This is a genomic window from Micromonospora sp. NPDC005203 (genome assembly GCF_042872705.1).
GTDB lineage: Bacteria > Actinomycetota > Actinomycetes > Mycobacteriales > Micromonosporaceae > Micromonospora.
Genome location: NZ_JBIAKV010000013.1, coordinates 146,657 through 171,184 on the forward strand (window position 1 = coordinate 146,657; position 24,528 = coordinate 171,184).

The window sequence follows — 24,528 nt, forward strand, 5'->3', positions numbered from 1 at the left end:
CACGCACATGCTGCTCGACCCCGGGATGGACCTCACCCTGCGCCCGATGCGCTACCCGCACTTCTTCGACAGGTTTCGCGACGCCATCCGCAACACCTGGACGGTCGAGGAGGTCGACCTGCACGCTGACCTCGCCGACCTGGACAAGCTGTCGCCGGCCGAGCGGCACCTGGTCAGCCGGCTGGTGGCGTTCTTCGCCACCGGCGACACGATCGTCGCCAACAACCTGGTGCTCAACCTCTACCAGCACGTCAACAGCCCCGAGGGTCGCCTCTACCTGTCCCGGCAGCTGTTCGAGGAGGCCGTGCACGTCCAGTTCTACCTCAACCTGCTCGACACGTACGTGCCCGACGAGACCGAGCGCTTCGAGGCCTTCGCCGCCATCGAGAACATCCCCTCGATCCGTCGCAAGGCCGAGTTCTGCTTCCGCTGGATCGACTCCCTGAACGACCTGCGGGAGCTGCGGACCCGGAACGACCGCCGGACGTTCCTGCTCAACCTGATCTGCTTCGCCGCGTGCATCGAGGGGCTGTTCTTCTACGGCGCCTTCGCGTACGTCTACTTCCTGCGCTCCCGGGGCCTGCTGCACGGCCTGGCCTCCGGCACCAACTGGGTGTTCCGCGACGAGTCGATGCACATGGCGTTCGCGTTCGACGTCGTCGACACCGTCCGCGCCGAGGAACCGGACCTGTTCGACGACGACCTCGCCGACCAGGTGCGGCAGATGCTCGTCGAGGCCGTCGAGTGCGAGGTGCAGTTCGCCGAGGACCTGGTGGGCCACGGGGTGCCCGGCCTGACGCTGGCCGACATGCGGGAGTATCTCCAGCACGTCGCCGACCGCCGCCTGGTCCAGCTCGGCATCGCCCCGCACTACGGGTCGAGCAACCCGTTCGGCTTCATGGAGTTGCAGGACGTGCAGGAGCTGTCCAACTTCTTCGAGCGGCGGGTGTCGGCGTACCAGGTCGGGGTGGAAGGCACCGTCGCCTTCGACGACGACTTCTAACGACGGCGGCCCCGTGTCTCCCGCGCGGAACGCCCCGCCCCCCGTCCCCGCGATCTTGCACTTTCTGTCGCGACATAAGAGGGCATTGCGCGCAAATCGGCGACTGAAACTGCAAGATCGGCGCGGACGGGGGGCGGTCCGGTCTCTTCGAGCACGGGGTTGTGGCGAGTTCGACGACGACTTCTAGGCGGCGACCGATCCGGGGGCCTCGCGTCGCTTGGTGAGCCACCGCATCACGTGCAGCGGGTGCGACGCCGGGTCCGGAATCGGATGGAAGACGTGTTCGACCTCGCCGTCGGCGATGATCAGCGTCAACCGCTCGTAGAGCGTCATGTCGCCGGCGGTGCGGGTGGGCAGCCGCAGTGCGGCGGCCAGGGTCAGCCGCGGGTCGGGAATCAGCGGGTACGGCAGCCGCAGCCGGTGTGCGAGTTCCCGCTGGTACCCGGTCGACTGCGCGGACAGGCCGTACACCCGGGCCGCGCCGGCCGCGCGGAGCTCCGCGTGGTGGTCGCGGAACCAGGCGGCCTGCTCGGTGCTGCCCCGGGCGCCGTGGACCTCCAGCAGCCCGTTGGGCAGGTCGACACCCGGCCGCCCGGTCAGGGGGTACACGAAGATGACGGTGCGCCCGACGCCGAGCGCGCCGAGGTCGACCGGGCGGCCGTCGGTGCCGTAGAAGGACAGGGGCGGCAGGCGGGTGCCGACCAGCGCGGCGGGGTCGGTGCCGACCGCCGCGCTGCCGGGCACGACCTGGGTCGCGGCCGCGTCGAGGCGGGCGTCCAGCGCGTCCCGCTGGGCGGTCAGTTTGCCGATCCGCTCCTGTAGGCCGGTGATGGTGCTGCGGTACGTCGCCACCGCCGCCGCGCACACGTCGGCGTCGTCGGCGCCACCGGCGATCGACTCGACGAACGGGCGGGTCTCCTCCACGGTGAGGCCGAGCGCCATCAACTCGCGGATCTGGGCCACCAGCCGCACCGCGATCGGGTCGTACTCCCGGTAGCCGTTGCCCAGCCTCCGGGGCACGACCAGGCCGGCCGACTCGTAGTACCGCAAGGCCCGGACCGTGGTCCCGGTCCGTCGTGCCAGCTCACCCACCCGCATCCCGCGACCCTAAACCCGCACCCCGGGGTACGGGTCAACGTGTCGATCGTCGCGGTGCCAGGGCCGCCGTTTCCTGCCAGTCTGGCGGCGAAAAGGCAGCTTGAACAGGGAGTGTGTGATGACGGCAATCAGTCGGGTGTGGGCTCGGCAGATCCTCGACAGCAGGGGCAACCCGACCGTGGAGGCCGACGTGGTCCTCGCCGACGGGTCGACCGGCCGGGCGGCCGTGCCCTCCGGTGCGTCGACGGGAGCGAACGAGGCGGTCGAGCTGCGCGACGGCGACGACACGCGTTTTCACGGCAAGGGCGTCACGACGGCCGTCGCCGCGGTGACCGGCGAGATCGCCGACGCGGTGCTCGGACTCGACGCGGAGGACCAGGCGCTGATCGACGAGACGATGATCGCTCTCGACGGGTCGAAGGACAAGGGCCGGCTGGGTGCCAACGCGATCCTGGCGGTCTCCCTGGCGACCGCGAAGGCGGCGGCATCGGCACACCGGCAGCCGCTGTACCGCTACGTGGGTGGCGTCGGCGCCCGCCTGCTGCCGGTGCCGATGATGAACATCATCAACGGCGGCGCGCACGCCGACAACCCGCTCGACTTCCAGGAGTTCATGATCGCCCCGGTCGGGGCGCGGACGTTCGCCGAGGCGGTCCGGATGGGCGCCGAGGTCTTCCACACCCTCCGGAGGTCCCTCGCGGCGGCCGGGCACAGCACCAACGTCGGTGACGAGGGCGGCTTCGCGCCGAACGTCACGGACGCCGACGAGGCGCTGCGTTTCGTGCTGCGCGCCATCGAGGACGCCGGGTACGAGCCCGGCACCGACCTGACGATCTGTCTCGATCCGGCCAGCTCGGAGTTCTTCCGCGACGGCGTCTACGACTACGTCGGTGCGGGGCGTCAGCGCACGGTCGAGGAGCACATCGACTACCTGGTGGACCTGCTCGCCCGGTACCCGATCAGTTCGATCGAGGACCCGATGGCCGAGGACGACTTCGCCGGGTGGCAGCGGCTGACCGCGGTGGCGGGGGAGCGGGTGCAGTTGGTCGGCGACGACGTCTTCTGCACCGACGTCGACCGGCTGCGCGACGGGATCGAGGGCGGTTACGCCAACGCGATCCTTGTCAAGGTCAACCAGATCGGCACGCTCACCGAGACCCTCGCGACGGTGGACGCCGCCCACAAGGCGGGCTACCGGGTGGTGCTGTCACACCGCTCCGGGGAGACCGAGGACACCACAATCGCCGACCTGGCGGTGGGCGTCGGCTGCGGGCAGATCAAGACCGGCTCGCTGTCGCGCTCGGACCGCACAGCCAAGTACAACCAGCTCATCCGCATCGAGGAGGAGCTGGGCGACCGCGCCGTCTACGCGGGAAGTCGCTGAGAGCACGACCTCGGCATCCTCGTTGCTCTGCGTCGATTGCCTGGCAGCGCCCCGGCCTCTATAACTGGAGGTTCACTTCCGTCGATTCGACGGGCTTCCAACGGGGGTTCCATGAAGAGAACGTCAATTCTCGCTGCCAGTCTGCTCGGCGCGGCGCTGGTCGTCAGCGCCGCGCCGGCACCTGCCCAGGCCGCCGACCTCCTGCGGGTCAACAGCGCCTACGGTTCGTCGGGGAGTGATCGGGGCAGGTTGTTCGTCTCCATCACCTCGACGCAGCCGGTTGCCGAGATTCGCGCGGAGATCGTCACCGATTACGGCGTCCCCATCGCCCAGACCTCGGATTTCGTCGTCGACTCGGAGACACCGGAGGCCACCATCTGGGCGACGCCGACGCCGTTGATCTTCGACGAACTCGGCGACCACTGGGTCCACGTCGAGGTCACCGACACCGCGGGCAACCACGTACGGAAGGACCTGGCCGGTTGGCTCAACTACCGGGTTGCCACCTTCCTGGAGGACGTCACCATCGACCGCAGCACCATCGACTACGACCACCGTGAGGTGACCGCACGGGGTGTCCTCAAGGGACGCTGGCCGGGCACCGGCGAGATCCGGCCGCTCGCCGACGTCCCTGTCGACATCAACGCGGGCGTCGGCTCTCCGCCGGTGCGTACGGCGGCCGACGGTTCGTTCACCGGGACCGTCACCCTGTACGCCTACAACTCGGAAGTGATGGTGCAGTACGCGGGTTCCTACGGCGAACTCGGCTTCGAGCAGTCTGAACCGGTCTACTTCCAGTTGCCGATCGTGCCTCGCAAGACGCGCGTCACCGCGACGGTGGACCGCACCCGCATCGTCGCCGGCGAGACCGTCCGGGCCAGCGGCCGGCTGTCCTGGCTCACCCCGTCCGGTTGGGCCCCGCTCCCCAACCAGGCCTTCGCGATCCTGTTCGTGCTGTGCGACGACAACGGCTGCTACAACCAGTACGGGTTTGTGAACACAAATGCCAAGGGGCGGTTCGCACTCGACCTGGCCCCCTCCCAGACGGGATACCTCCACACCAGTTTCTGGTCGAGCGACCCGTTCATCGCCGAGAGCTCGACCCGCACGCAGGTCGTCACGGTGGTGCCCGCGCGGGCGCGGCGGTAGCGCGGCGAGGGCTTCGTCGGCGGTTGCGGTGATCGGAGGGCCGTCGAGGTGTCGCTCCCCGATCACCGCTGGCGCGGTCAGGCGGTGGGGCGCAGTTCGGCGAGGAGCTTCTCCACCCGCCGCTTCCAGCGCGCTGTCCAGGCCGGCCACCGACGGCGCTCTCGGCGGGGTCGTGCCGAATTGTCGCTGTCATGTCGCCGGTGTCACGGTGAGCAGCGCGGCGAGCTGGCGCAGGAGGGCCGGCCGGGCGCGGTAGTAGACCCAGGTGCCTCGGCGTTCGGCGTCGACCAGCCCCGCCTCGCGCAGCGTCCTGAGGTGGTGCGAGATGGTCGGGCCGGTCAGGTCGAACGCGGGGGTCAGATCGCAGACGCAGATCTCCCCGCTCCCGGCGGAGGCGATCATCGACAGCAGTTGCAGCCGCACCGGGTCGCCGAGAGCCTTGAACGCGGGCGCGAGCACCGCGGCGGCCTCGGCGGGTACGCGCCGCTCGGTCAGCGAGGGGCAGCAGTCCGGCGCTGCTTGATTCGACATTCCTCTAGGTTGACACTTATCTAATCAGTGGGCAACTGTCTGATTCGATGAACGTCAAGACAGTCTTCTTGATCTCCTCGAAGGGAATCTGCCGATGGTCGACATCACCGCCCGACCCATGACCGACACCGATGCCGACCGGGTCCTGGCGATCTACCAGGCCGGTCTGGACGCAGGCAACGCCAGCTTCGAAATCACGGCGCCGACGTGGGCGGCCTTCGACGCGGCACGGTTGGCCGAGCACCGCTTCGTGGCCCTCGGCCACGACGGCGGCATCGTCGGCTGGATCGCCGTCTCGCCGACCTCGACCCGCGCGGTCTACGCCGGCGTGGTCGAACACTCCGTCTACGTGGACCCGGCCGCCCAGGGCCGTGGCGTCGCCCGCCTGCTGCTGGACGCACTGATCTCCTCCACCGAGGCCGCCGGCATCTGGACGATCCAGTCCGGGATCTTCCCGGAGAACGTCGCCAGCCTCAGGCTGCACCAGCGGGCCGGGTTCCGGGTCATCGGCGTACGCGAGCGGGTCGGCCGCCACCACGACCGCTGGCGTGACGTCGTCCTCCTCGAACGCCGCAGCCCTGTCATCACCTGATGAGCCCACGCCGCTCCGACCCGACCACCACCACGAGGAGTTACCTGATGAACGCCCTGGACGGCCTTCCCGTCGTCGTCATGGGCGCCGGCCCGACCGGCCTCGCCGCCGCCGCGCACCTGCACGAGCGGGGCCTGACCTTCGTCGTCCTCGAAGCCGGCGACGCCCCCGGTGCCGCCGTCGCGCAGTGGGGGCACGTAGGCGTCTTCTCACCCTGGCGGTACAACATCGATCCGGCCGCCCGTCGGCTCCTCGACGCGGCCGGTTGGGTCGCCCCCGGCCTGGATGACCTGCCCACCGGCGCGGAGCTGGTCGGCGACTACCTACGACCCCTCGCGGAGCTGCCGCAGCTCAGGCCGCACGTGCGCTACGGGGCACACGTCGAGGCGATCAGCCGGCTCGGCCTCGACCGGCTGCGCACCGCCGGCCGCGACACCACACCGTTGCTGCTCCGCCCCGCCGACGGCGAGGAACTGTGCGCCCGCGCCCGACGTGGTGAACGGCGACAACTGCTGCGGGCCGGACCCGACGGGGCGTGGAGGGTCCACCGGCATCTCCGCAGGGCTGCGGTCCGCACCGATCAGCCTCATCGCCCTCGCCGCCGTGCCCGCAGGAGGCTGTTGCAGCTGGTCACCGGGTACGACGGTGCCCGGCGCGGGCGCGGCTCCCGGAGTCATCAGGGCGAGGCGCCGGGCAGCCGGGGCAGAACGTCCCCGGAAGTGCGCCTCGCGCCGGCCGGGCGTGGTGGGGCGGACCACCGCCCCGGCCGGCAGGCATCCGTCACCGCCGGCTGGCGCAGGCGACACACGTTCGCGCCGACGGGCGGGCGACGAGTCGTTCGGCGGGAATCGGTCGGGAGCATCGTTCGCAAATACCGTAGCTGCCGTCGTCGATCCCCCGGAGCGCGACGTCCAACTCGGCCAGCCGTCGGCGGGTGCCGTCCAGGACGGCGGTGAGCTGCGCGCGTTCGAAGGCGATAGTGCTGCCCTCGGGGTCGTGTTCGTCGTCGGCGTTCGACGACCGGGACGCCTCGAAGAGGCTGCGTAGGTCGCCCTCCAGGGTGGCGGCCTGGGCATCGGTCTGCTCACGCAGCCGCAGCAGAGCCTCGCGGGTCGTGCTGGGGTCGCTGGTCATGGCCCTCCACGGTACTGCGGGGATGACCGTGGTCACATCACTGGCAATCTGAGACGACCGGTCATATTGTAATTGATGTCAGCCAGCACCCGAGCGAAGGAGCGTCCCGACATGCCACGACCCACGTCGCCAGCCTCCGCCGGGACCAGGCAGCGGTTGTCCGACGCCGCGCTGGATCTGTTCCATCTGCGTGGCTACAACGGGACGAGCGTTCAGGACATCGTCGCCGCCGCCGGAGCGCCCAAGGGCACCTTCTACAACCATTTCGCCAGCAAGGAGGATCTCGCCCTCAACTCGGTGGCGAGATACTCGGCGGCGATGGGGCTGGAGATGCTGGACGAGAAGCGGGGCGGCACGCCGCGCGAGCGGATCGTCAACCACCTCCGTTACATCACCGGCCTCGGCGACACCATGGGGGATCGCGGCTGTCTGCTCGGCAACTTCGCCAGTGAGATCCCGGCGCACAGCGACGTCCTGCGCACCGCCGTCGATGCCGGCTTCGGCCGCTGGGTCGCCGCGCTCGCCGTGACGATCGAGCAGGCACGTGCCGCCGGTGAGCTGCACGGTGACGAGCCTGCCGGTGACCTGGCCGGCTTCATCGTCTCCAGCTACGAGGGTGCGGCAGCACGGGCGAAGGCTTCCGGTGACCTGACCGCCCTCCACGAGTTTCTCACCATCACCCTGACGCGGATCCTCGCCTGATCCGCGTCGGTCCCCACCGCACTGACGCGCGCGGCAGGCCAGCTACCGCAGCGTCTACCGGTTCCAAGACGACCGGTCGTACTTTTCGACCGGCAAACCAACACCCACGTTGAGGAGTGCGACATGAGCACCTATCTGATCAACCACCTGCGTATCCCCGGCGGTGTGCCGACCGAGGAGTCCCTGCGTTACCTGGAGCAGGTGCAGGCCACCACCGAGCCGTACGGCGCCAAGTGGCTCGTCCTGGACGCCGAGGTGCAGGTCATTGAGGGCAGTTGGCCCGGCTCGGTCGTGCTGATCGAGTTCCCGGACGCGGACACCGCCAGGACCTGGTACAACTCGCCCGAATACCAGGCCATCCTGTCGCTGCGGGTCGCGCACACCATCAACGACCTGATCCTGGTGGACTCCGTCGGCCCGGACTTCACGGTGGCCGGCTACGCGGGTCAGATCCGGACCCTGCTCGGCCAGTGAGCAGCGCTGCCTGACCTGCCGTCCAGCGATCCCCGCGCATGCCGTGGCCGTGCGCGGGGATCGCCTACATGAAGTTGCGGGTGTGCAGGGCGGAGAGGGCGGCGGCCTCGTCTGGCCGGAAGCCCAGGCGTACCAAGCGGCGCTGGCGGCCCTGATCCATCGCGTGTTGCAGAGCCTGCACCCGGTCGTGGCCGGCGGACACGTCGTCCGGGTGCCAGCCACCCGAGGCGAGCACCACGAGCGCGTCGAAGACGTCCGCGTTGAGTCCGGCGGTGTCGACGAGCGCGTCGTGGCGGCGGTGGATGGCCGCCCGCAGCCGATCCCGCAGCAGCGGGTCCAGTTGTGCCTGATGCTCCAGGTGCGCCATGCCGAACAGCACGTGCCGGCGCTCGTCCTGCCTGGCGAGCCAGCAGATCCGACGTGTCACCGGGTCCGGGGCGTTCTCGTGCAGAAACGAGAGCAGATCGACGAAGCTGCCCTCGCCGAGCACGGAGAGCAGGAACGACGCCAGGGCGAAGTCCGACTCCGCGACGAGCGTGAACAGCGACTGCCGGCCGCCCGCCGACGACGTGCCCAACTCGACGCCGCGCAGCAGTGCGCGCCGGCTGAAGACCTCCATGTGCCGGGCCTCGTCGGCCATCTGCACGGCCAGAAGCTGCACCACCTCCCGGAAGTGCGGGTGGATGCGCCCCACGAACCGGGCCGGTACGACGAGCGCGGCCTGCTCGTTCTCCACCAGGTAAGTCATCACCTGCACCACCGCGGCCTCGACGTCGGCCGGCAGCACGAACGGGTCGTCCCACGGCACTGCGGCCTGCGGGTCCCACTGTCGGGCGGCGGCCTGCGCGTACAGGTGGGGGGCGATGTCGGCCCACACCAGGTCGCGGTCGTCCAGGTCGAACCGGGCCTCCGGACCACCGGCTTCGAGGAGGGCGCCCCGGGCGCCGAGCCCCCACCGCGCGGGCGGACGGCTGCTGAGCGCCGACGGGAGGGCCGGCCCGGCCCGCTCCGCGCCGAACCAGCGGTCGTCATCCGCCGATCCGCGGACCACCACCGCGACGAGGTCGCTCCGGTCACCCGGATCCGGCCACTCGACCCGATGACCCCGGCCACGGCACCAGACCGGCAGGTGTACGCGCAGCGCCGGGTCACGGCCACGCACCGCCACCCGGCCTCCCGGTGGCAGGCCGGCCAGAGCGCGTTGCACCAGCAGGTGCGCGCCCCGGCCGAAGCCCAGGTCGCCGAGGTGGACCTCGACGTCGGCGGCCGGTGCTCCGCTCACGGCCGATAGTCCGTGGCCGTCACCCGCCCGTCGGGAGAGTAGAACCCGCCGACGTCGACCGCCCTGGCGAGCAGCGTGTACCCGATGGTGCGGCCGTCCTTCCAGGCCGTCAGCCCCTCCAGGTCGAGCAGCGGACGCACCTGCGGATCGGCGTACGACATGCCGAGCAGCAGCGTGCCGAAGAGCTGGACCCCGGCGGACTCCGGTACGCGTACCGTCATGTTGCAGTGGTCGTAGCGCGCGGTCTGCCCGACGATCCGGGTGCCCTCGGGCGGCAGCGTGCCCTCCCGCACGAACGCCAGATGGTTGGCGTCGATCATGCAGGCGGCGTCGACCTCCCCGGCCACCAGGGCGCGGGCTGCGTCGCGCTCCCCGCCGACGTGGTCGCCGTGCAGGCCGACACCGACGTCGAACCGGCGCACGTCGACCTCGACGCCGGCGCGCGCGAGGTGTTCCAGCGGAATCAGGGTCGCCTGTGGACTGTCGACCGCGCCGACAGCCACCCGTTTTCCGGCGAGTTCCTCGACCTGTCGCACCGGTGAGTCGGCGCGCACCACCACGACCGAGGTGAGGTCCTGGTCGGTGTCGCGCATGGTCAGCGCGTGGACGGCGGTGCCGGTAGCCGCCGCCAGGCGTTCGGCCCGCAACCAGGCCAGGGGCGAGTTCCAGGCCGCGTCGATCCGGCCGGCGACGAGATCCTCGACCTGCCGCTCGTAGTGCGAGTAGAGGACGAAGTCGAAGTCCAGGCCGCGCCCGCGCAGCCAGGCCCGGAATCCTTCCCAGATGGTCACCACCTTGGGGTCGTACGCGACGGCGCCCATCAGAACGGCTGGCACCGGCATCAGCGGTTGGCCACGTCGAAGAGGGGCAGCCCGGTGGCGACCCGACCGACGAAGTCGAGCAGGGCGTCGGTGGTCGGAGCCATCACCCGGGCCGCGCGCGCGTCGCGGAAACGGCGCTCGAGGCCCAGCTCCCGGCGGAACGCGCTGCCGCCGCAGAGCTGCATCGCGCCATCTGTCACGTCGGCGACGGTCTCGCCGGCGAGGGCCTTGACCTGCAGCACCCGCAGCATGGCGTCGTCGCGGCCGGTCTCGAGGGCGGTGACGGTGTCACCCAGGAAGGCACGCAGGGCATCGGTGCGGATCATCAGTCGGGCAAGGTCGCGGCGGGTGACGGGAGCATCGCGCAGGGCCGCGCCGGTGTGGGTGAGCGTCGTTGCGGTGAGATGCTGGCCAGCCTCGGCGACCGCGCTGTCGGCCAGACCGAGACAGAACGCGGCATTGAGCACCAGGAACCAGGGGAGGACCGCGCCCAGCGCGGTGTCCAGCCCCGCGCCGTCGGCCGACATCATCGCTGTCGACGGGACGGGGAGCCCTTCGGCGGTCATCGGCCGGGAGCCGTTGCCGCGTAGGCCGAGTCCGTCGAAATCGCCGCTCACGGTCAGGCCGGGACTGTCGGCGGGAACGAGCCAGAGCGTCATCGGGCCGGCGTCGGGGGCCACCGGGAGGCTCGACCAGACGTAGCTGTTGGCCTCGCCGGCCGAGGTGACCCAGCTCTTGCGGGCGTCGAGGCGGATCGTGCCGTCGTCGGTGGTGCGCGCGGTGCCGGTCGGCGACCAGAAGTGGCTGCGCGAGCCGTACTCGGAGAAGGCCAAGGTGGCGAGATGATCGCCGGTGGCGATGGCGGCGCGGACCTCGCGCGGGCCGTGCGCCTCGATGACGGCGGTCGCCGCGTAGTGCATCAGCACCACCATCGCGGTGGACCCGCACTCGGCGGCCAGCCGCTCGACGACCTCGGCGACCACGCGCAGGCCGTGACCGCCGCCACCGACCTCGGTCGAGGAGGCCAGGCCGAGCAGGCCGGCCGCGGCGAGGGCGTCGACACCCGATCGGGGGAAGGCCCCCTCCCGGTCGACAACCGTCGCCTGCGGGCGGATCACCTCGTCGATGACGCTGCCGAGGGTGCTCGCGACATCGGTGCTGGAATCGGCATTGTCCACAGTGGTCGTCATGCTGGTGCCCCTTCGGCCGAAGCGGTGGGACCGCCGTCGACACTATCCGAACGGGAGCACGTAGCGCGAGCGTCGGATCACCGTCTGGTGCGGGTGCTGTCGCGGTGCGGCCGGCCGTGCCCGTCGTCCCGGTCGATCCGCAACTCGCGCTCCAACTCGGCGATGACCGCCCGCAGGTCGTCCAGCCGTTGGGTGAGCGCGATGCGGTCCACCTCGTCCGGTACGCCGTCGCCGTCCTCGTCGTAGTCGGGGGCCAGCCGTTCGGTCATCTCCAACCGGCGTGCCTCCTCCATCGAGTTGACGATGACGGCGATGAGGATGTTGAGCAGCAGGTTGACGGTGATGATCACATAGCTGACGTAGTAGAGCAGCGTCCACGGCGAGATGGCCATGCCCTGCTCGATGAGGTCCGGCAGCGTCTCCAGCGACAGCAGCACGAACAACGTCAGCAGCGACTTGCCGATGTCGCCGTACTCCTCCGGGTAGCGGTTGCCGAAGATCAGCCAGCCGGCCATGCCGTAGACGTAGAGCGTCACCACGGCCAGGGCGAGGAAGCCGGTCACGCCCGGAAGGCTGCGCCACAGCGCGGAGACGATGGTCCGCAGGCCCGGCGAGAACCGCACCAGCCGGACCATCCGGGCGACCCGCACGACGCGCAGCAGCGCGGGGTCGCCGTGCAGGCCCGGTATGAAGATCGCCGCGATCACCACGAAGTCGAAGACGTTCCAGCCGTGCCGGAAGAAGTCCTGCGGGCGCCTGCCGTACGCCGCCAGCCGGACGCCGATCTCGACGACGAAGACGGCCCGGAAGAGCAGCTCCAGCCAGTGCAGTGCGGTGCCCGCCGGTGTCAGGTCGTCGTACGTCTCCAGACCGAGGACAACCCCGTTGGCGAGGATGACCACCACGATGACGATCTCGAAGGGGCGCGACCCGGCGAGTCGGGCGCAGAGGTTGGCCCAGGCGGATCGGTGGTGCTCGGGTGGACCCGGCTCACGCCGCTGGGTGGGCGCGGGGCTGGCGGGCATGCCCGCCAGCCTAGCCAAGATCAATGATCGCGGGTGACCGCCCGACCTGCTCAGGTGTGGCTCGTCCGCTCCGGGGCCACCGGGGCCGCGAAGAACTCGGCGAGCGGGTCGACAATTCTGGGGTACGCCCGGTTGACGGCGTCATGGCCGCTGCGCGGAATTGTCAACGTCCGCGCTCGCGGCAACGCGTGGGCCAGCGCCGCGTTCAGGTCGCGGTAGTAGGGCGGGCCATCGGCACCGCAGGTAAGCAGCACGTCGGCGGTCACCCCGGCCCACTGGCTGGCCGGGCCGTCGTGCGCTCGGATCAGCGCCGTCTCGTCGAGCGTCAACGGCAGCAGCTCGGCCATCGTCCGGCCGATCCGGGTGCGCATGAACGCGCGGATGATCGCGATCCGTAAGCCGAGCGGGAGCCTTGCCGCCGCCATCTGTGGGTTGATGCCAGCGGCCGTGATGGCGAGGCCCTGAGCGATGTCACCGGCCCGCAGTGCTGATTGGGCGGATGCTAGCCATGCCGACGGAAATAAGCCGTCGACGGAAACCGCGGCGTCGTAGAGAGCGAGCCGGTCGATGGGCAGGCGGAGCGCGGCCTCGAGCGCGATGAAACCGCCGGAGCTGTGGCCGATGACGTTGCCGGACCCGGTGTGCTCCAGCACCACGGCGAGGTCGTCGATCTCCTGCTCCAGGGTGTAGGGCATCGACCTGGGTGGCGCGTCGGCCCGTCCCCGTCGGTTGTAGAGATGCACGGTGAACCGGTCGGCGAGCGCCGTGGCCAGCCGGCGGTAGACGTCGATGGTGACACCGCCGCCGTGCACCACGACGATGCCGGGTCCGTCTCCCGTCGAGTGCAGTACGACGCTCGCGCCGTCCCGTGCGCTGATCCGTTCCATGATCGTCCACCCTTCCGCGGCGACAACAACTGCGAACGACGTTTGCAGTTTACAGTAGATCCGTGAGCGACGCATCCACCGGAGCCGGCGACGGCGACTCCGCTCGGCAGCCGATCTGGAGCAGGCCCGAACGCGGCAGCCGCGGCCCCGCCCCGGGGCACAGCCGGGACGCCATCGTCGTGGCCGCCATCGCCCTGGCGGACAGCGAAGGGCTTGCCGCGGTGTCGATGCGCGCTGTCGCCGGCGCGCTCGGCACCGGCGCGGGATCCCTCTACCGCTACCTGTCGTCACGCGACGATCTCCTGGACCTGATGACCGACCGGGTCGTGGGGGAGTTACGGCCCTATCCGGAGGCCGAGGAGGGCTGGCTGGACTCGATGCTGCTGTTGGGCCGCCGGCAGTTGGCGCTGCACCGTGCGCATCCGTGGCTGATCGAGATGAGTCACCGGACGTCCGGCATCGGTCCCGAGAGCCTGGCCTGGTTCGACAACTGCCTTCGGATCCTGGAGCCGGTGCCGGCAGTTGTCACCGCGAAGTTCGAGGCGATCGCGATGATGAACGGCGTGGTGACCCTCTTCGCCCGCAGCGAGGCCGCCTCCGGGGCGTTCAGCTTCGCCGGTGCCGACCTCGCGGCGTACCCGCACCTGGTCGCGGCGTTCCGCCAGCCCTCCGCGCCCGCGCCCCGAACGGATCTCTTCGAGCGGGCCCTGCGCGGTCTGCTGAGCGGTCTGCTGCTCGCCGAGCCGTTCGAGGCGGGCTGACGGGGCTGGCGCACAGGTGGCGTCCCCCGTTCCGTCCTCCGGCGTGGCCCCAACTGGTCTAGGTTTTCGATGGCGGCGAGACCGGCCGGTGAGCGTCGACGGCGACGAGAAGGTCGCGCGTGCGCTGGGGAGAGGTGTGCGATGGCAGATTCTGATCTTGCCGGCCTGCGGGAACGGGCCGCGAACGGTGACCGGGACGCGGTCGACCAGCTCGTCGAGTTTGCCAGTGAACGGGGTGACCTGGCAGAGCTGCGCCAGCTCGCCGAGAGCGGCAACGCCGACGCGGCGGCGCAACTCGTCGAGCTGGCCAGCGAGCTCGGCGACATGGACGAGCTGCGGCGTCTGGCCGATCGGGGCGACCGGGACGCGGTCGACCAGCTCGTCGAGCTGGCGGCGGAGCGGGCCGACGTCGGTGAGCTTCGACGGCTCGCCGACGCGGGCAGTCGGGACGCCGCCGACGTGTTGGCCGAGCTCACCGACCAGGAGGACGAGGCGGAGTAGACGCCGTACGCCGGGCGGGCGACGCCGGTGGGCGGCGCTCTAGTTGGCGTCCTGCGCACAGATCGTGGTCATCTCGCTCAGGTAGCTGGCCAGCGTGGGAAGTCCGGCGTCGGCCCGACGTTGTTCGACGCCCGGCTCGTCGGTGATCGGAGTCGCTGGCACGGGACCGTCCGGACCGCAGCGGACCTGCGTCCCGTACACCTGGGGCTCGCCCTTGCCCGCCGCGACCCGGTCCTCCAGGTAGGCCAGGTTGCCCGGCGACGCCTGCCGGTCGGCCACCGCTGTGCGCAGCAGGTCCAGTGCCTGCTGCTGGAAGGCCGGATCCAGGTCGGAGTGCTGGGCGATCGCCCACGCGGCGTTGCCGCCGTCCTCGCCGACCAGCGCGAAGGTCGGCCAGCCGTGCGTGCGGATGATGTCCTTCAAGCGGGCGGTGCGGGCCTGGTCCGACTCGCTCTGCGGCGTGCCCTCACGGTCGGCCTGGTCGCGGCGCAGCATCGCGATCAACTCGTCGTGCAGCGCCCGGTCGTAGGCGACGGGGGACCGGACAACGGGGGAATGGACGACGGGTGAGCGGACCAACGCGGACGGGGTCGCGATGGGAGATGCCGGCGGCGCGCTGCTCGGTGAGTCGCCGGCCGACCTGGGCGAGGTGCCGCAGGCGGCGAGAGTCAGCAACGCCACCAGCGGCACCGCGACCGGCGACGGGAGCTTCACGTCGCCGATTGTCGTCGCGTCGTGGTGGTCCCACAAGGCACGAGCCGGGCCTCAGGCATGCAGCGTCTCGCGGGGCGGCACGCCGTAGCTGGCGTGGTACCGGGCGGTGAACCTGCTGTGGCTGGCGAACCCCCACCGGCTGGCGATGGCCGAGACGGTCTCCTGCCGGGGGTCGGCGCGCAGCAGGTCGCGGTGTGCCCGAGCGAGCCGGATCCGACGCAGGTACGCCATCGGGGTGATGCCGCGATGACGGCGGAAGGCCAGTTGCACAGCCCGCAGCGAGACGCCGGCGGCAGCGGCGATGTCGGCCGCGCTGATGTCCCGGTCGGCGTGGTCCTCCATGAAACTGATCGCCCGGCGCAACGTGGCGGTGCTGGCGTCGTGTCGGTCGGCGGCGGTCGGCTCGGTGAACGCGGTGTTCGGGAAGACCGCGAGCGCCGCCGCGGCGAGCATCCGCGCGGCGTTGCCGATCACCAGCGGTTGCGCGCTGGCGGTCGGATTGTTCAGGACGACGTCGCTGACGAAGCTGGTGGTCGTGCGCCACTGCCGGGCGAGGGCCTCGTCGGCGGGACCCAGGTCGGTGAATCGGATCCGACCGGGTCGCCGGGCCGGCGCAGAGGTGGCCACCTGCTCCAGCACCGCCAGATCCAGCACGCAGAGCTCCACCTCGCCGGGATGCCAGCGTACGGTGCAGGGCTCCTCCGGCCTGGTGACGAGGAAGACGTCACCGGGGTCGAACCGGTTGACCGATCCGGCACAGACGCGATCGACGCGGGCGGTGCGGGTGCGCCCGAGGACCAGCCCGTCGAGGGTGCTGGCGCCGATGTCGAGGTGCCCGGTCTGCCGGGTGGTCGCGATGGCGAAGGGGCCGGCGTCGACGCGCTGATGAGTGAGCCGGAACCGGTTCCTGCTGTCCAGGCGCAGCTTCGGGTCGTACGTCGCGGACAGGAACTCGTGGATGGCAGCCGGGTCACGGCTGTCGAAGTGTCGGGTCTGCACTGGTGGTGACGTCATCCGCTGTCTCCGTCCGGTGGAGGTGCCGCCGGGAGGTGAACCGGTGCCGGCGGCCAGATCGCACGTGCCGAGGCGCTCGGCGGTGACTCGGCAGGGCGGTGGCCGGCGGTGCAGTGAGGTGGAACGTCGCGAGCGGGACGGCAGCGACCGGTCGAGGTGGCGTCGTGACTGAGCTGGCCGGTGGAGGTTGCGGTATGCAATATCCGTCGATGGGATTGTCACCCTACGACAATCATCGTCGGTCGTCCTACCAATCACCGCAATGTCGGCCGGTTGACTTCGCTTTCCGGCTAGCCCGTCGGCGGGTTCTGCGCCTGCTGTCCTAGCCATCGTCGCGGGCGACAGCGAAATCTTGTTCATGATTTCCCCGGCGGCGCAGGGCGATCGGGCCGCCGCCGGGCGACCGGCCTACGAAAGGGGTGCGCCTTGGACAGTACCGATTCCGACCGCGTCGTTCGACTGGCCGTGGCGGAGGCGCTGGCCCGGGTGACCGACGAGGACAGCCTGGGGCTGGGCGAGAGCGACGCGGTGCAGCGACTCGGGGCCGATCTGCGCGCGGTGCTGTGCCGCGCACTCGACAATCGCGTGCCGCTGACCACGCCGGACTTCGTCGACCTCTGCCGTGAACTTGGTCTGAATCGTGAGGCGTTCGACCTGCTGGGGCACTACCTGATGACCGCGCTGCTGGCCCACCACGTCGGGCCGGACGCCCTGATCCGGGTGGGGGTGCTCCTCGGCACCGTCGGGCGTTACCTGCCGGGCGCCCGCCCGACCGCACCCCGCAACGGACGCCCGATGCCGCGCCGGCGTGACGTGCGCGCGGACAACAGCGTCGTCGGCCGGTACCGCCGCGCGAAGCTGCCGGAGCACCTTCCCAACCCCCCGAGCTGGACCTGCACCGGATGTGGGCGGGAGTGGCCCTGCGCCACGAAGCAGAGCCAGTTGCTCGCCGAGTTCGGCGGGGCGCGTACCGCCCTCGCGGTCTACCTGGGCTCCTGCCTGGTCGCCGCCGCCCAGGACCTGCCCACCGTGCCGCTGCCCCGGGTCCGGCTCCGATTCCTCGGTTGGCTGCCCCGCGCCCGAATCTGAGCCGGCCGTCAGTTGTCCGCAGACTCTTTGTCCGGCACCGGGTCTCACCGCGGGCACTAAACTGCACGAGCATCGATCCGATGGAACGTGATACGTGTGTCATTGGCCGAGAGGACATCGATGAGGTCCACGCCGTTCTCCGTCGGCACCCGCGCACGGGTCGCCGCCGTCCTGGTCGGCCTTCTGGTGGCGGCACTACCCGGGACCCCGGTGGTCGCGTCTCCCCAGGCAGCCGCCCCGACGGCGACCACGGCGACCGCCCAGCCCCGCCCCCGTCCGCCGCACATCGTGGGTGACCAGACCGTCCCCGCCTACTCCTACGCCGACGCGATCCGAGAGAGCGTCTGGGTCCAGACCCGCGCCGACAGCGACGGTGACGGCGTGCCCGACCGGGTGGCCGTGGACCTCGTCCGGCCCCGGGAGGCCGCCGTCGCCGGGGTACGCGTACCGGTCATCATGGACGCCTCGCCCTACTACCTCTGCTGTGGTCGGGGCAACGAGGGCGAGCTGAAGACGTACGACGCGGCCGGCGTGATCGCCAAGGTCCCGCTCTTCTACGACAACTACTTCGTCCCCCGCGGGTACGCCTTCGCCGCCGTGGACCTGGCGGGCACCGCCCGGTCGACCGGTTGCGAGGACGTCGGCGGTCCCGCCGAGGTCGGCAGCGCCACGGCGGTGATCGACTGGCTCAACGGGCGGGCTCGCGCGTACGACGCCGCTGGACGGCCGGTCAGCGCTGCCTGGAGCACCGGGCAGGTTGGCATGATCGGCAAGTCGTGGGACGGCTCGGTCGCCAACGGGGTCGCCGCCACGGGTGTGGCAGGGCTGGCCACCATCGTGCCGATCTCGGCGATCTCCAGCTGGTACGACTACATGCGCTATCGGGGGGCCCTGGTCGCCACCGACTATCCCGGCTATCTGCACTCCGTCGTCAACGGCCGCCCCGAGGAGGCCTGCGCGCAGGTGCTGGCACGGCTGCGGGCGGACAGCGCCGACGAGACCGGTGACCACAACGGGTTCTGGGCGCAGCGCGACTACCGGCCCTCGGCCGGGCGGGTCCGGGCCAGCGTCTTCGTGGCACACGGCCTCAACGATCTGAACGTCACGACCAACCAGTTCGGCCGCTGGTGGCAGGAGTTGGCCGAGCAGGGTGTGCCCCGCAAGCTCTGGCTGCACCAGACCGGTCACCAGGACCCGTTCGACGTTCGGCGTGCCGAGTGGGTGGCCGCCCTGCACCGCTGGGTCGACTACTGGTTGCAGGGGCTGCCCAACGGGGTGATGGACGAGCCGCGGGTCGACCTGGAGACCGCGCCGGGCACGTGGACGACCCAGCGCGACTGGCCCGCTCCCGGCACCCGGGACGTGCGAGTGGCCCTCGGCGCGGGCGACGGTGTGACCGGCACGCTCGGCGGGCGCGGCGCGCGGCCGGGTCAGGAGCGGGCGTACGTCGACGAGCCACTGTTCGAGGACGAGTTGGTCGCCGCGCCGAACACCGCGACCTCCGGCCGGTTGGTCTTCCTCTCCGGCGCGCTGCCCACCGCGCTGCGGATCTCCGGCAGCCCGTCGGTGCGGTTGCGGGTCCGGGTGGATCGGCCGACCACCGAGCTGACCGCCCGGCTCGTCGACTACGGCACCGCCGAGCGGATTCAGCTCGACGGTGCGGGGGGAGTGCGGACACTGGACACCGAGTCCTGCTGGGGCGCCTCCACCGACGCCGACGACGCCTGTTACTTCGACACCGAGGAGGTCACCGAGGTGTCCGACCACGCCGTGCTGACCCGAGGGTGGCTCGACGCCGCGCACCACCGCTCGCTGCGGTTCACCACGCCGCTGCGACCGGACCGCTGGTACACGGTGACGGTCCCGTTGAACGCGTACGACGCGGTGGTGCCCGCCGGGCACGTGCTCGGGCTGGTGCTCGGCCAGAGCGACCCGCAGTTCACCGACACCGTTGATCGGGACGCCACCGTCCGGGTCGACCTCGGTCGCAGCGCGCTGACCCTCCCGGTCACCGGCCGTGCCGGGCTGCCCGCCGTCGATGTCGCGCCGCCGGTGGTGACCGCGCCGATCGACCCGTCGGCCGCGCGGGCGCCCCGGGACACCCGGCAGGTGCCCTGACCGGCCGGCCGGGCCGGGCACCACGTGCGGTCGAGGTGTGACTCGCTGCTACCGCCAACAGGTCTTTTGGCAGGTCACGCCTCGGTGTTCATCGTGGACCCGCTCTGCGTACGACGGGTGTTCACCGCCCTCTCCGAGGCTTCTTGATCATAAGAGCATTCGCTTGATCGAGGAGAGGCCCGCAGTGCGAGACAAGCATCCCGAAGAGACCGAACACGCGCAGCTGTCCCGGCGCAAGCTGGTCAAGTACGCGGGCGTCGGCGCGACGCTGGCCGCGGCCAGCCCGCTGGTCGGCGCCAGCGCGGCGTGGGCTGACGAGGACCGTCGGCCGGGCGACGACACGGGCGATCGCAGCAACTCCAAGAACCGCGTGTGGCGTGCCGGCGACCACCACGTCCACTCGGAGTACAGCGGCGAGTTCGACACCACCAAGTCCCCGATCGTCTTCCACAAGGGCGCGGACGCGGTCTACCCGATCGTCACCAACGCCATCATGGCGAAGAACTTCGGCCTGACCTGGGCGATGTGCACCGACCACGGTGGACCGACCCACTCGAAGGTGAACATCGAGCAGGCGTACCCGGACCTGCTGCGGTCCCGCAAGCTGGTCCCCGAGGTGCTCCAGTTCTGGGGCATGGAGTTCGACGCGCCCTCGCTGGACCACCACACGCTGATGATCCCGCGCCACGACGACGAGGCGAAGCAGCTCTTCGAGTTGGAGAGCCGATTCGCCAAGTACGACGCGTTCCCCACCGACCCGGCCCGGGACACCGAGGCCAAGATGGTGGAGTTCCTGAAGGTCGCTCGGGGCATGCCGCACAAGCCCCTGGTGATCGCCCACCACGCGTCGCGTTCGGCGCCCGGTCTCGGCGTCTACGGTCAGGACACCCCGCGCGAGTTCCGCAACGGCAACAACGCCGCGCCGGACGTCTACATCGGCTTCGAGGGAGCGCCCGGGCACCAGGCCGGTCCGCTCAACGGCGGCAAGCGGGGCGGGTACGGCAACCACCCCACCTACGGCGGCTTCGACCAGATGACCGCTCGCGTCGGCGGCCTGTGGGACTCCCTGCTCGGCGAGGGCCGGCGCTGGTGGATCACCGCGACCTCCGACTCGCACGTGCACTGGACCCGCGGCGGCTCCGACTTCTGGCCGGGCGAGTACAGCAAGACCTACGTCCACGCCCGCCAGGACTACGGCGACATCATGGACGGTCTGCGCAACGGCCGGATCTGGGTGACCACCGGCGACCTGATCCGCAGTCTCGACGTCACCGCCAGGTCCCAGGGCAGGACCGCCGAGGTGGGCGAGACCATCACGGTCAGCCGTCGTAGCCGCACCGATGTCGAGATCGAGATCACGTTCCGCCCGTTGGGCGGCGTGAACGCGAACGGGGACCGCCCCGAGGTCCGTCGGGTCGACCTGATCGTCGGTCAGATCACCGGCCCGAGCGCCAACCTGGACGCCGACACCAACCCCACCACGAAGGTGGTGGCCCGGTTCGGCCCGCGCGACTGGCGTCGGAGGGGCGAGGACTACGTCATCCGGCACACGCTGCGCAACGTCGAGGCCGACACCTACGCGCGGGTGCGGGGCACCAGCACCGACGAGGCCGAGCCGCTCGCCGACGGGCTGGAGAGCCCGTGGGACGATCTGTGGTTCTACTCGAACCCGGTGTTCGTGCACGTGCGCTGATCCCACCCGCCAGCGGCACCGCGGACCCGTCCGGCTGCGCTCGACGTACCGCGTCGGGGGCGTCGGGCGGGTCCGCGTCGCGTTTCCGCCCGGCAGCCGTCGTCGGGGTCAGTCGGTGCTGCGGCGCCGGCCCCGGGGGGCGGCGCCGCGCCCGCGGCCGGCCGGTGTCTCGGTCTGGTTCGACGCTGGTGTGGGTTGCACCTGTGACACCGCCTCGCAGAGGTCACGCAGCGGGTCCGTCGCCTGGGCGGAGCAGGCGACCCGCTGGAGCAGTGCCCGCAGCGTCGCCGACTCGGCCGGCGTGAGCGTCCCCAGCAGGTGTGACTCGACGTGTCCCAGCGCCAGACGCCGTTGCTCCCAGGCGCCGCGCCCGACGTCGGTGACGTCGACGAGCCGGTTACGTCGGTCTGCCGGGTCCGCCCGACGGGCGACGAACCCGGGCCGTTCCAGGTCGTCGATCAGGTACGTGAGGACGGTGCGGTCGATCCCGAGCTCCTCCGCGATCGCACCCTGGTTTCGGGCCGGCCCGGTGATCGCCGCGGTGAGCACCTGGTAGCCGCGGGGACCTCCGGGGAAGTCGGTGAGCGCGTGTTCGGCCGCCCGGACGTAGCCACGGAAGACGATCCCGAGCATCCAGCCCAGGTCGTCGTCGAGCGGATCGGGCCGGTCCGGCCGGTGAGGGGCACCCGTCATTCCCCGACAATAGCGCAGTGACACAGATCTTGTTGGCAAGAGATGTTCTGTGTGACATAAGGTTGTGGTCACGACGCATCGTTCGAGGCGTCGCGTGAATCGGGAGGCTCGCAGATGAGCGACTACGGCCATGACCTGGTCTTCGGATCGTTTGTCACCCCCAGCGGTGACAACCCGGCCCGCACGGTCGACCTCGCCCTCCTGACCGAGCAGGTCGGGCTGGACCTGGTCACCTTCCAGGACCACCCGTACCAGCCCGCGTACCTCGACACCTGGACCCTGCTGAGCTTCGTCGCGGCACGGACCAGCCGCGTGCAGGTGGCGGCGAACGTGACAAACCTGCCCCTGCGTCCACCGGCGGTGCTCGCCCGGAGCGTGGCCAGCCTGGACCTGCTCAGCGACGGCCGGGTCGCTCTGGGCCTCGGCGCGGGAGCGTTCTGGGACGCCATCGAGGCGATGGGCGGCCGACGCCTGACCCCCGGTCAGGGCGTACGCGCGTTGGCGGAGGCCATCGAGATCATCCGCCAGGTATGGGACACCGAGACCCGTGGCGGCGTCCGTGTCGATGGCGAGTTCTACCGGGTGCGAGGCGCCAAGCGCGGGCCGGCGCCAGCACACGCGGTGCCGATCTGGTTGGGCGCGTACAAGCCCCGGATGCTCCAGCTCACCGGTCGCCGGGCCGACGGTTGGCTGCCGTCGCTGGGCTATCTCCAGCCGGGCGACCTGGCCAGGGGCAACGCGACGATCGACGACGCCGCTCGGGAGGCCGGCCGGTCACCGCGGGACGTTCGCCGGTTGCTCAACATCTCGGGGCAGTTCTCGGCCGTCGGGCGCGGAGCACTGAACGGACCCGCCGAGCAGTGGGTACGGGAACTGGCCGAGTTGGCGCTGGGAGAGGGTGTCAGCACCTTCATCCTCGGCAGCGACGATCCCGACGACCTGCGCCGGTTCGCCGGCGAGGTGGCTCCGGCGGTTCGTGAACTGGTCGCGGCCGAGCGTGCTCGCGGTGCGGCGCCGGAGTCGGGGAGTGCACCGGAGTCGGAGCGCGCGCCGGATTTGGCGTCGGTGCGGGAGCCGTCGGAGCCGTCGGAGCCGTCGGAGCCGGCGGTGCGGCCGAGCCGGGCGACCGTGACCGGGGGAGCGTTCGCCGTGGTGCCGACCCCTGACAGCGGCGTGCGGCGCAGCGACCAGCAGGTCTGGGACGAGTCGACCCGGCCGACCGGACCCACGCCCGACCCGGACCGCACCTACACCCCGCACGAGCAGGCCACCGGGGCGCACCTGGTGCAGGTCCACGACGGCCTGCGTGCCGAGCTGGCCCAGATTCACGATCTGATCGAGCAGGTGGCGGCCGGTGAGATCGATGCCGGCGCGGCCCGCTCCCACATCAACACCATGACCATGCGCCAGAACCGCTGGACGCTCGGGGTCTACTGCGAGTCGTACTGCCGGATCGTCACCACCCACCACACCATCGAGGACCAGTCGTTGTTTCCTCGGTTGCGGGCGCGCGACCCCCGACTCGGCCCGGTCGTCGACCGGCTGGAGCGGGAGCACCACGTCATCCACGACGTGTTGGAGGGCGTCGACCAGGCCCTGGTCGCGTACGTCGGGTCTCCGGACGGTCTCGCCGAGCTGCGGGCGGCGGTGGACCTGCTGACCGACGCCCTGCTGTCGCACCTGAGCTACGAGGAGCGGGAGCTGGTCGAGCCGTTGGCGCGGTTGGGCATCGCCTGATCGTCACTGGTCCCGGGGCCGTGGCCCGTGTTTTGTGGCCCGCGGACCGTGGCCGGGGGTTGCCGGGTTTGACGTGAGAGACTACTTTCGAAACATGTCTCTCAAGAATCCGTACGGGGATTTCGAGATCACCGAGCCGCAGGCGTTGCGGGCACTGGCCCATCCGGTGCGGCTGGCGATCCTCGAACACCTTCAGCGGCACGGCCCGGCCACGGCCACCGGGCTGTCGCCGCATGTCGGCGCCACACCGTCGGTGGTCAGTTGGCACCTGCGGCACCTCGCGACGTTCGGTCTGGTCACCGACTGGGACGGCGCCACCAGCAAGCGGGAACGCTGGTGGCAGGCCGCTGCCCGGGGCTTCCGTTTCACCGCGACCGACAGCGTGGAAGGACAGTCCGCCAGCCAACTGCTGCGCGGCGAGATGTTCGCCCGCACCGCCGACGCGCCCCAGCAGTGGCTGCTGCGCGAGGAGCCCCGACTGAATCCCGAGTGGCGCGCGCTGGCCGGCATCGCCGACACCCGGTTCGTGGCCACCGCCGACGAACTGCGGCAGCTTGAGGAGTCGATCGAAGAACTGATCGCCCCGTACGTGCGGCGCAAGGAGGAGCCCGCCCCGGACGGCGCGCGGATCGTCCGGATGCTGCGCTACCTCCTGCCCGAGCCCGGCGACGACGACCCGGCCCAGGCCGGCGACGACGACCCGGCCGCGTCGTGAACACCACCGGCGCCGGCACCGAGCGCGCTGCCGGCGCTGACACCGAGCGCGCTGCCGGCGCTGACACCGAGCGCGCTGCCGGCGCTGACACCGAGCGCGCTGCCGGCACTGACACCGGGCGTGCCGCCGGCACTGACACCGGGCGTGCCGCCGGCACTGACACCGGGCGTGCCGCCGGCACTGACACCGGGCGTGCCGCCGGCACTGACACCGGGCGTGCC

The 24,528-nt window shown here is 71.0% G+C and carries 24 protein-coding genes and 2 pseudogenes; 15 read left to right on the plus strand and 11 right to left on the minus strand.

Features of this window, described 5'->3' with window-relative positions; genetic code table 11:
• Positions 1-7: 7 nt before the first annotated feature.
• Positions 8-1,003 carry a ribonucleotide-diphosphate reductase subunit beta gene (locus tag ACFYPM_RS25435; RefSeq protein ID WP_387201832.1) on the plus strand — a complete coding sequence of 332 codons (996 nt, stop codon included), beginning with the start codon at positions 8-10 and terminating at the stop codon, positions 1,001-1,003.
• A 183-nt stretch (positions 1,004-1,186) separates the two neighbouring features.
• On the opposite strand, the gene ACFYPM_RS25440 is transcribed toward ACFYPM_RS25435, so the two are convergent.
• Positions 1,187-2,101 carry a MerR family transcriptional regulator gene (locus ACFYPM_RS25440; RefSeq protein WP_387201663.1) on the minus strand — a complete coding sequence of 305 codons (915 nt, stop codon included), beginning with the start codon at positions 2,099-2,101 and terminating at the stop codon, positions 1,187-1,189.
• Positions 2,102-2,219: 118 nt separating this feature from the next.
• On the opposite strand from ACFYPM_RS25440, the gene eno reads away from it, so the two are divergent.
• Together eno and ACFYPM_RS25450 are read left to right on the plus strand one after the other, a co-directional pair.
• On the plus strand, positions 2,220-3,485 hold the full coding sequence (eno, locus tag ACFYPM_RS25445) for a phosphopyruvate hydratase (RefSeq protein ID WP_387201666.1): 1,266 nt from the start codon (positions 2,220-2,222) through the stop codon (positions 3,483-3,485).
• Positions 3,486-3,596: 111 nt separating this feature from the next.
• A complete protein-coding gene (locus ACFYPM_RS25450; RefSeq protein ID WP_387201669.1) occupies positions 3,597-4,634 on the plus strand; it encodes a hypothetical protein in 1,038 nt (345 codons plus the stop codon).
• A gap of 189 nt (positions 4,635-4,823) precedes the next feature.
• On the opposite strand, the gene ACFYPM_RS25455 is transcribed toward ACFYPM_RS25450, so the two are convergent.
• Entirely contained in the window at positions 4,824-5,165 is a 342-nt protein-coding gene (locus ACFYPM_RS25455; RefSeq protein ID WP_387201672.1) for an ArsR/SmtB family transcription factor, read from the minus strand.
• A 94-nt stretch (positions 5,166-5,259) separates the two neighbouring features.
• Here ACFYPM_RS25455 and ACFYPM_RS25460 point away from each other — a divergent pair, with 94 nt between their 5' ends.
• Complete coding sequence (locus ACFYPM_RS25460; protein ID WP_387201675.1) at positions 5,260-5,757, plus strand: GNAT family N-acetyltransferase; 498 nt, start codon at positions 5,260-5,262, stop codon at positions 5,755-5,757.
• A gap of 80 nt (positions 5,758-5,837) precedes the next feature.
• Positions 5,838-6,263: pseudogene (locus ACFYPM_RS25465) on the plus strand (FAD-dependent oxidoreductase); the annotation flags it as partial.
• A 274-nt stretch (positions 6,264-6,537) separates the two neighbouring features.
• On the opposite strand, the gene ACFYPM_RS25470 reads toward ACFYPM_RS25465, so the two are convergent.
• Positions 6,538-6,891, minus strand: a complete 354-nt coding sequence (locus ACFYPM_RS25470) for a TraR/DksA family transcriptional regulator (RefSeq protein ID WP_387201678.1) — start codon at positions 6,889-6,891, stop codon at positions 6,538-6,540.
• Between the two features lie 111 nt (positions 6,892-7,002).
• Here ACFYPM_RS25470 and ACFYPM_RS25475 point away from each other — a divergent pair, with 111 nt between their 5' ends.
• Positions 7,003-7,593 (plus strand): TetR/AcrR family transcriptional regulator, encoded by a 591-nt coding sequence (locus ACFYPM_RS25475; protein WP_387201681.1) that lies wholly within the window; start codon positions 7,003-7,005, stop codon positions 7,591-7,593.
• Between the two features lie 123 nt (positions 7,594-7,716).
• Positions 7,717-8,067 carry a DUF1330 domain-containing protein gene (locus ACFYPM_RS25480; protein ID WP_357239622.1) on the plus strand — a complete coding sequence of 117 codons (351 nt, stop codon included), beginning with the start codon at positions 7,717-7,719 and terminating at the stop codon, positions 8,065-8,067.
• A gap of 64 nt (positions 8,068-8,131) precedes the next feature.
• Here ACFYPM_RS25480 and ACFYPM_RS25485 read toward each other — a convergent pair whose 3' ends face one another.
• From ACFYPM_RS25485 to ACFYPM_RS25505, 5 genes are all read right to left on the minus strand, one after another.
• Positions 8,132-9,349, minus strand: coding sequence for a ferritin-like domain-containing protein (locus tag ACFYPM_RS25485; RefSeq protein WP_387201685.1), 1,218 nt, complete (start codon positions 9,347-9,349; stop codon positions 8,132-8,134).
• Positions 9,346-10,191, minus strand: a complete 846-nt coding sequence (locus ACFYPM_RS25490; protein WP_387201688.1) for a phosphate/phosphite/phosphonate ABC transporter substrate-binding protein — start codon at positions 10,189-10,191, stop codon at positions 9,346-9,348. The genes ACFYPM_RS25485 and ACFYPM_RS25490 overlap by 4 nt, the downstream gene beginning before the upstream one ends.
• A complete protein-coding gene (locus ACFYPM_RS25495; protein WP_387201691.1) occupies positions 10,191-11,360 on the minus strand; it encodes an acyl-CoA dehydrogenase family protein in 1,170 nt (389 codons plus the stop codon). The genes ACFYPM_RS25490 and ACFYPM_RS25495 overlap by 1 nt, the downstream gene beginning before the upstream one ends.
• Before the next feature lie 77 nt (positions 11,361-11,437).
• The gene (locus ACFYPM_RS25500; protein WP_387201694.1) at positions 11,438-12,385 is read right to left on the minus strand and encodes an ion transporter; all 948 of its coding nucleotides are present in this window, start codon (positions 12,383-12,385) and stop codon (positions 11,438-11,440) included.
• A 50-nt stretch (positions 12,386-12,435) separates the two neighbouring features.
• Positions 12,436-13,272, minus strand: a complete 837-nt coding sequence (locus ACFYPM_RS25505; RefSeq protein ID WP_387201697.1) for an alpha/beta fold hydrolase — start codon at positions 13,270-13,272, stop codon at positions 12,436-12,438.
• A 62-nt stretch (positions 13,273-13,334) separates the two neighbouring features.
• On the opposite strand from ACFYPM_RS25505, the gene ACFYPM_RS25510 reads away from it, so the two are divergent.
• Together ACFYPM_RS25510 and ACFYPM_RS25515 are read left to right on the plus strand one after the other, a co-directional pair.
• Positions 13,335-14,033, plus strand: a complete 699-nt coding sequence (locus ACFYPM_RS25510; RefSeq protein WP_387201700.1) for a TetR/AcrR family transcriptional regulator — start codon at positions 13,335-13,337, stop codon at positions 14,031-14,033.
• Positions 14,034-14,174: 141 nt separating this feature from the next.
• The gene (locus ACFYPM_RS25515; RefSeq protein WP_387201703.1) at positions 14,175-14,534 is read left to right on the plus strand and encodes a hypothetical protein; all 360 of its coding nucleotides are present in this window, start codon (positions 14,175-14,177) and stop codon (positions 14,532-14,534) included.
• Between the two features lie 39 nt (positions 14,535-14,573).
• Here the strand turns inward: ACFYPM_RS25515 and ACFYPM_RS25520 are convergent, their stop codons facing one another.
• On the minus strand, positions 14,574-15,248 hold the full coding sequence (locus ACFYPM_RS25520) for a DUF6624 domain-containing protein (protein ID WP_387201706.1): 675 nt from the start codon (positions 15,246-15,248) through the stop codon (positions 14,574-14,576).
• Positions 15,249-15,299: 51 nt separating this feature from the next.
• A complete protein-coding gene (locus ACFYPM_RS25525; RefSeq protein ID WP_387201709.1) occupies positions 15,300-16,262 on the minus strand; it encodes a helix-turn-helix transcriptional regulator in 963 nt (320 codons plus the stop codon).
• Between the two features lie 426 nt (positions 16,263-16,688).
• Here ACFYPM_RS25525 and ACFYPM_RS25530 point away from each other — a divergent pair, with 426 nt between their 5' ends.
• The 3 genes from ACFYPM_RS25530 (at position 16,689) to ACFYPM_RS25540 (ending at position 21,162) form a co-directional block, all read left to right on the plus strand.
• A complete protein-coding gene (locus ACFYPM_RS25530) occupies positions 16,689-17,351 on the plus strand; it encodes a hypothetical protein (protein WP_387201712.1) in 663 nt (220 codons plus the stop codon).
• Positions 17,352-17,471: 120 nt separating this feature from the next.
• Positions 17,472-19,469 (plus strand): Xaa-Pro dipeptidyl-peptidase, encoded by a 1,998-nt coding sequence (locus tag ACFYPM_RS25535; RefSeq protein ID WP_387201716.1) that lies wholly within the window; start codon positions 17,472-17,474, stop codon positions 19,467-19,469.
• Between the two features lie 184 nt (positions 19,470-19,653).
• Entirely contained in the window at positions 19,654-21,162 is a 1,509-nt protein-coding gene (locus ACFYPM_RS25540; protein ID WP_387201719.1) for a phosphoesterase, read from the plus strand.
• Between the two features lie 108 nt (positions 21,163-21,270).
• On the opposite strand, the gene ACFYPM_RS25545 is transcribed toward ACFYPM_RS25540, so the two are convergent.
• Positions 21,271-21,855 carry a MarR family winged helix-turn-helix transcriptional regulator gene (locus ACFYPM_RS25545; protein ID WP_387201722.1) on the minus strand — a complete coding sequence of 195 codons (585 nt, stop codon included), beginning with the start codon at positions 21,853-21,855 and terminating at the stop codon, positions 21,271-21,273.
• Between the two features lie 114 nt (positions 21,856-21,969).
• Here ACFYPM_RS25545 and ACFYPM_RS25550 point away from each other — a divergent pair, with 114 nt between their 5' ends.
• From ACFYPM_RS25550 to ACFYPM_RS25560, 3 genes and pseudogenes are all read left to right on the plus strand, one after another.
• On the plus strand, positions 21,970-23,592 hold the full coding sequence (locus tag ACFYPM_RS25550; RefSeq protein WP_387201725.1) for an LLM class flavin-dependent oxidoreductase: 1,623 nt from the start codon (positions 21,970-21,972) through the stop codon (positions 23,590-23,592).
• Positions 23,593-23,686: 94 nt separating this feature from the next.
• Positions 23,687-24,307, plus strand: a complete 621-nt coding sequence (locus ACFYPM_RS25555; protein ID WP_387201729.1) for an ArsR/SmtB family transcription factor — start codon at positions 23,687-23,689, stop codon at positions 24,305-24,307.
• Positions 24,304-24,528 (plus strand): annotated as a pseudogene (locus tag ACFYPM_RS25560) (hypothetical protein); the annotation flags it as partial. The gene ACFYPM_RS25555 and the pseudogene ACFYPM_RS25560, both read left to right, overlap by 4 nt.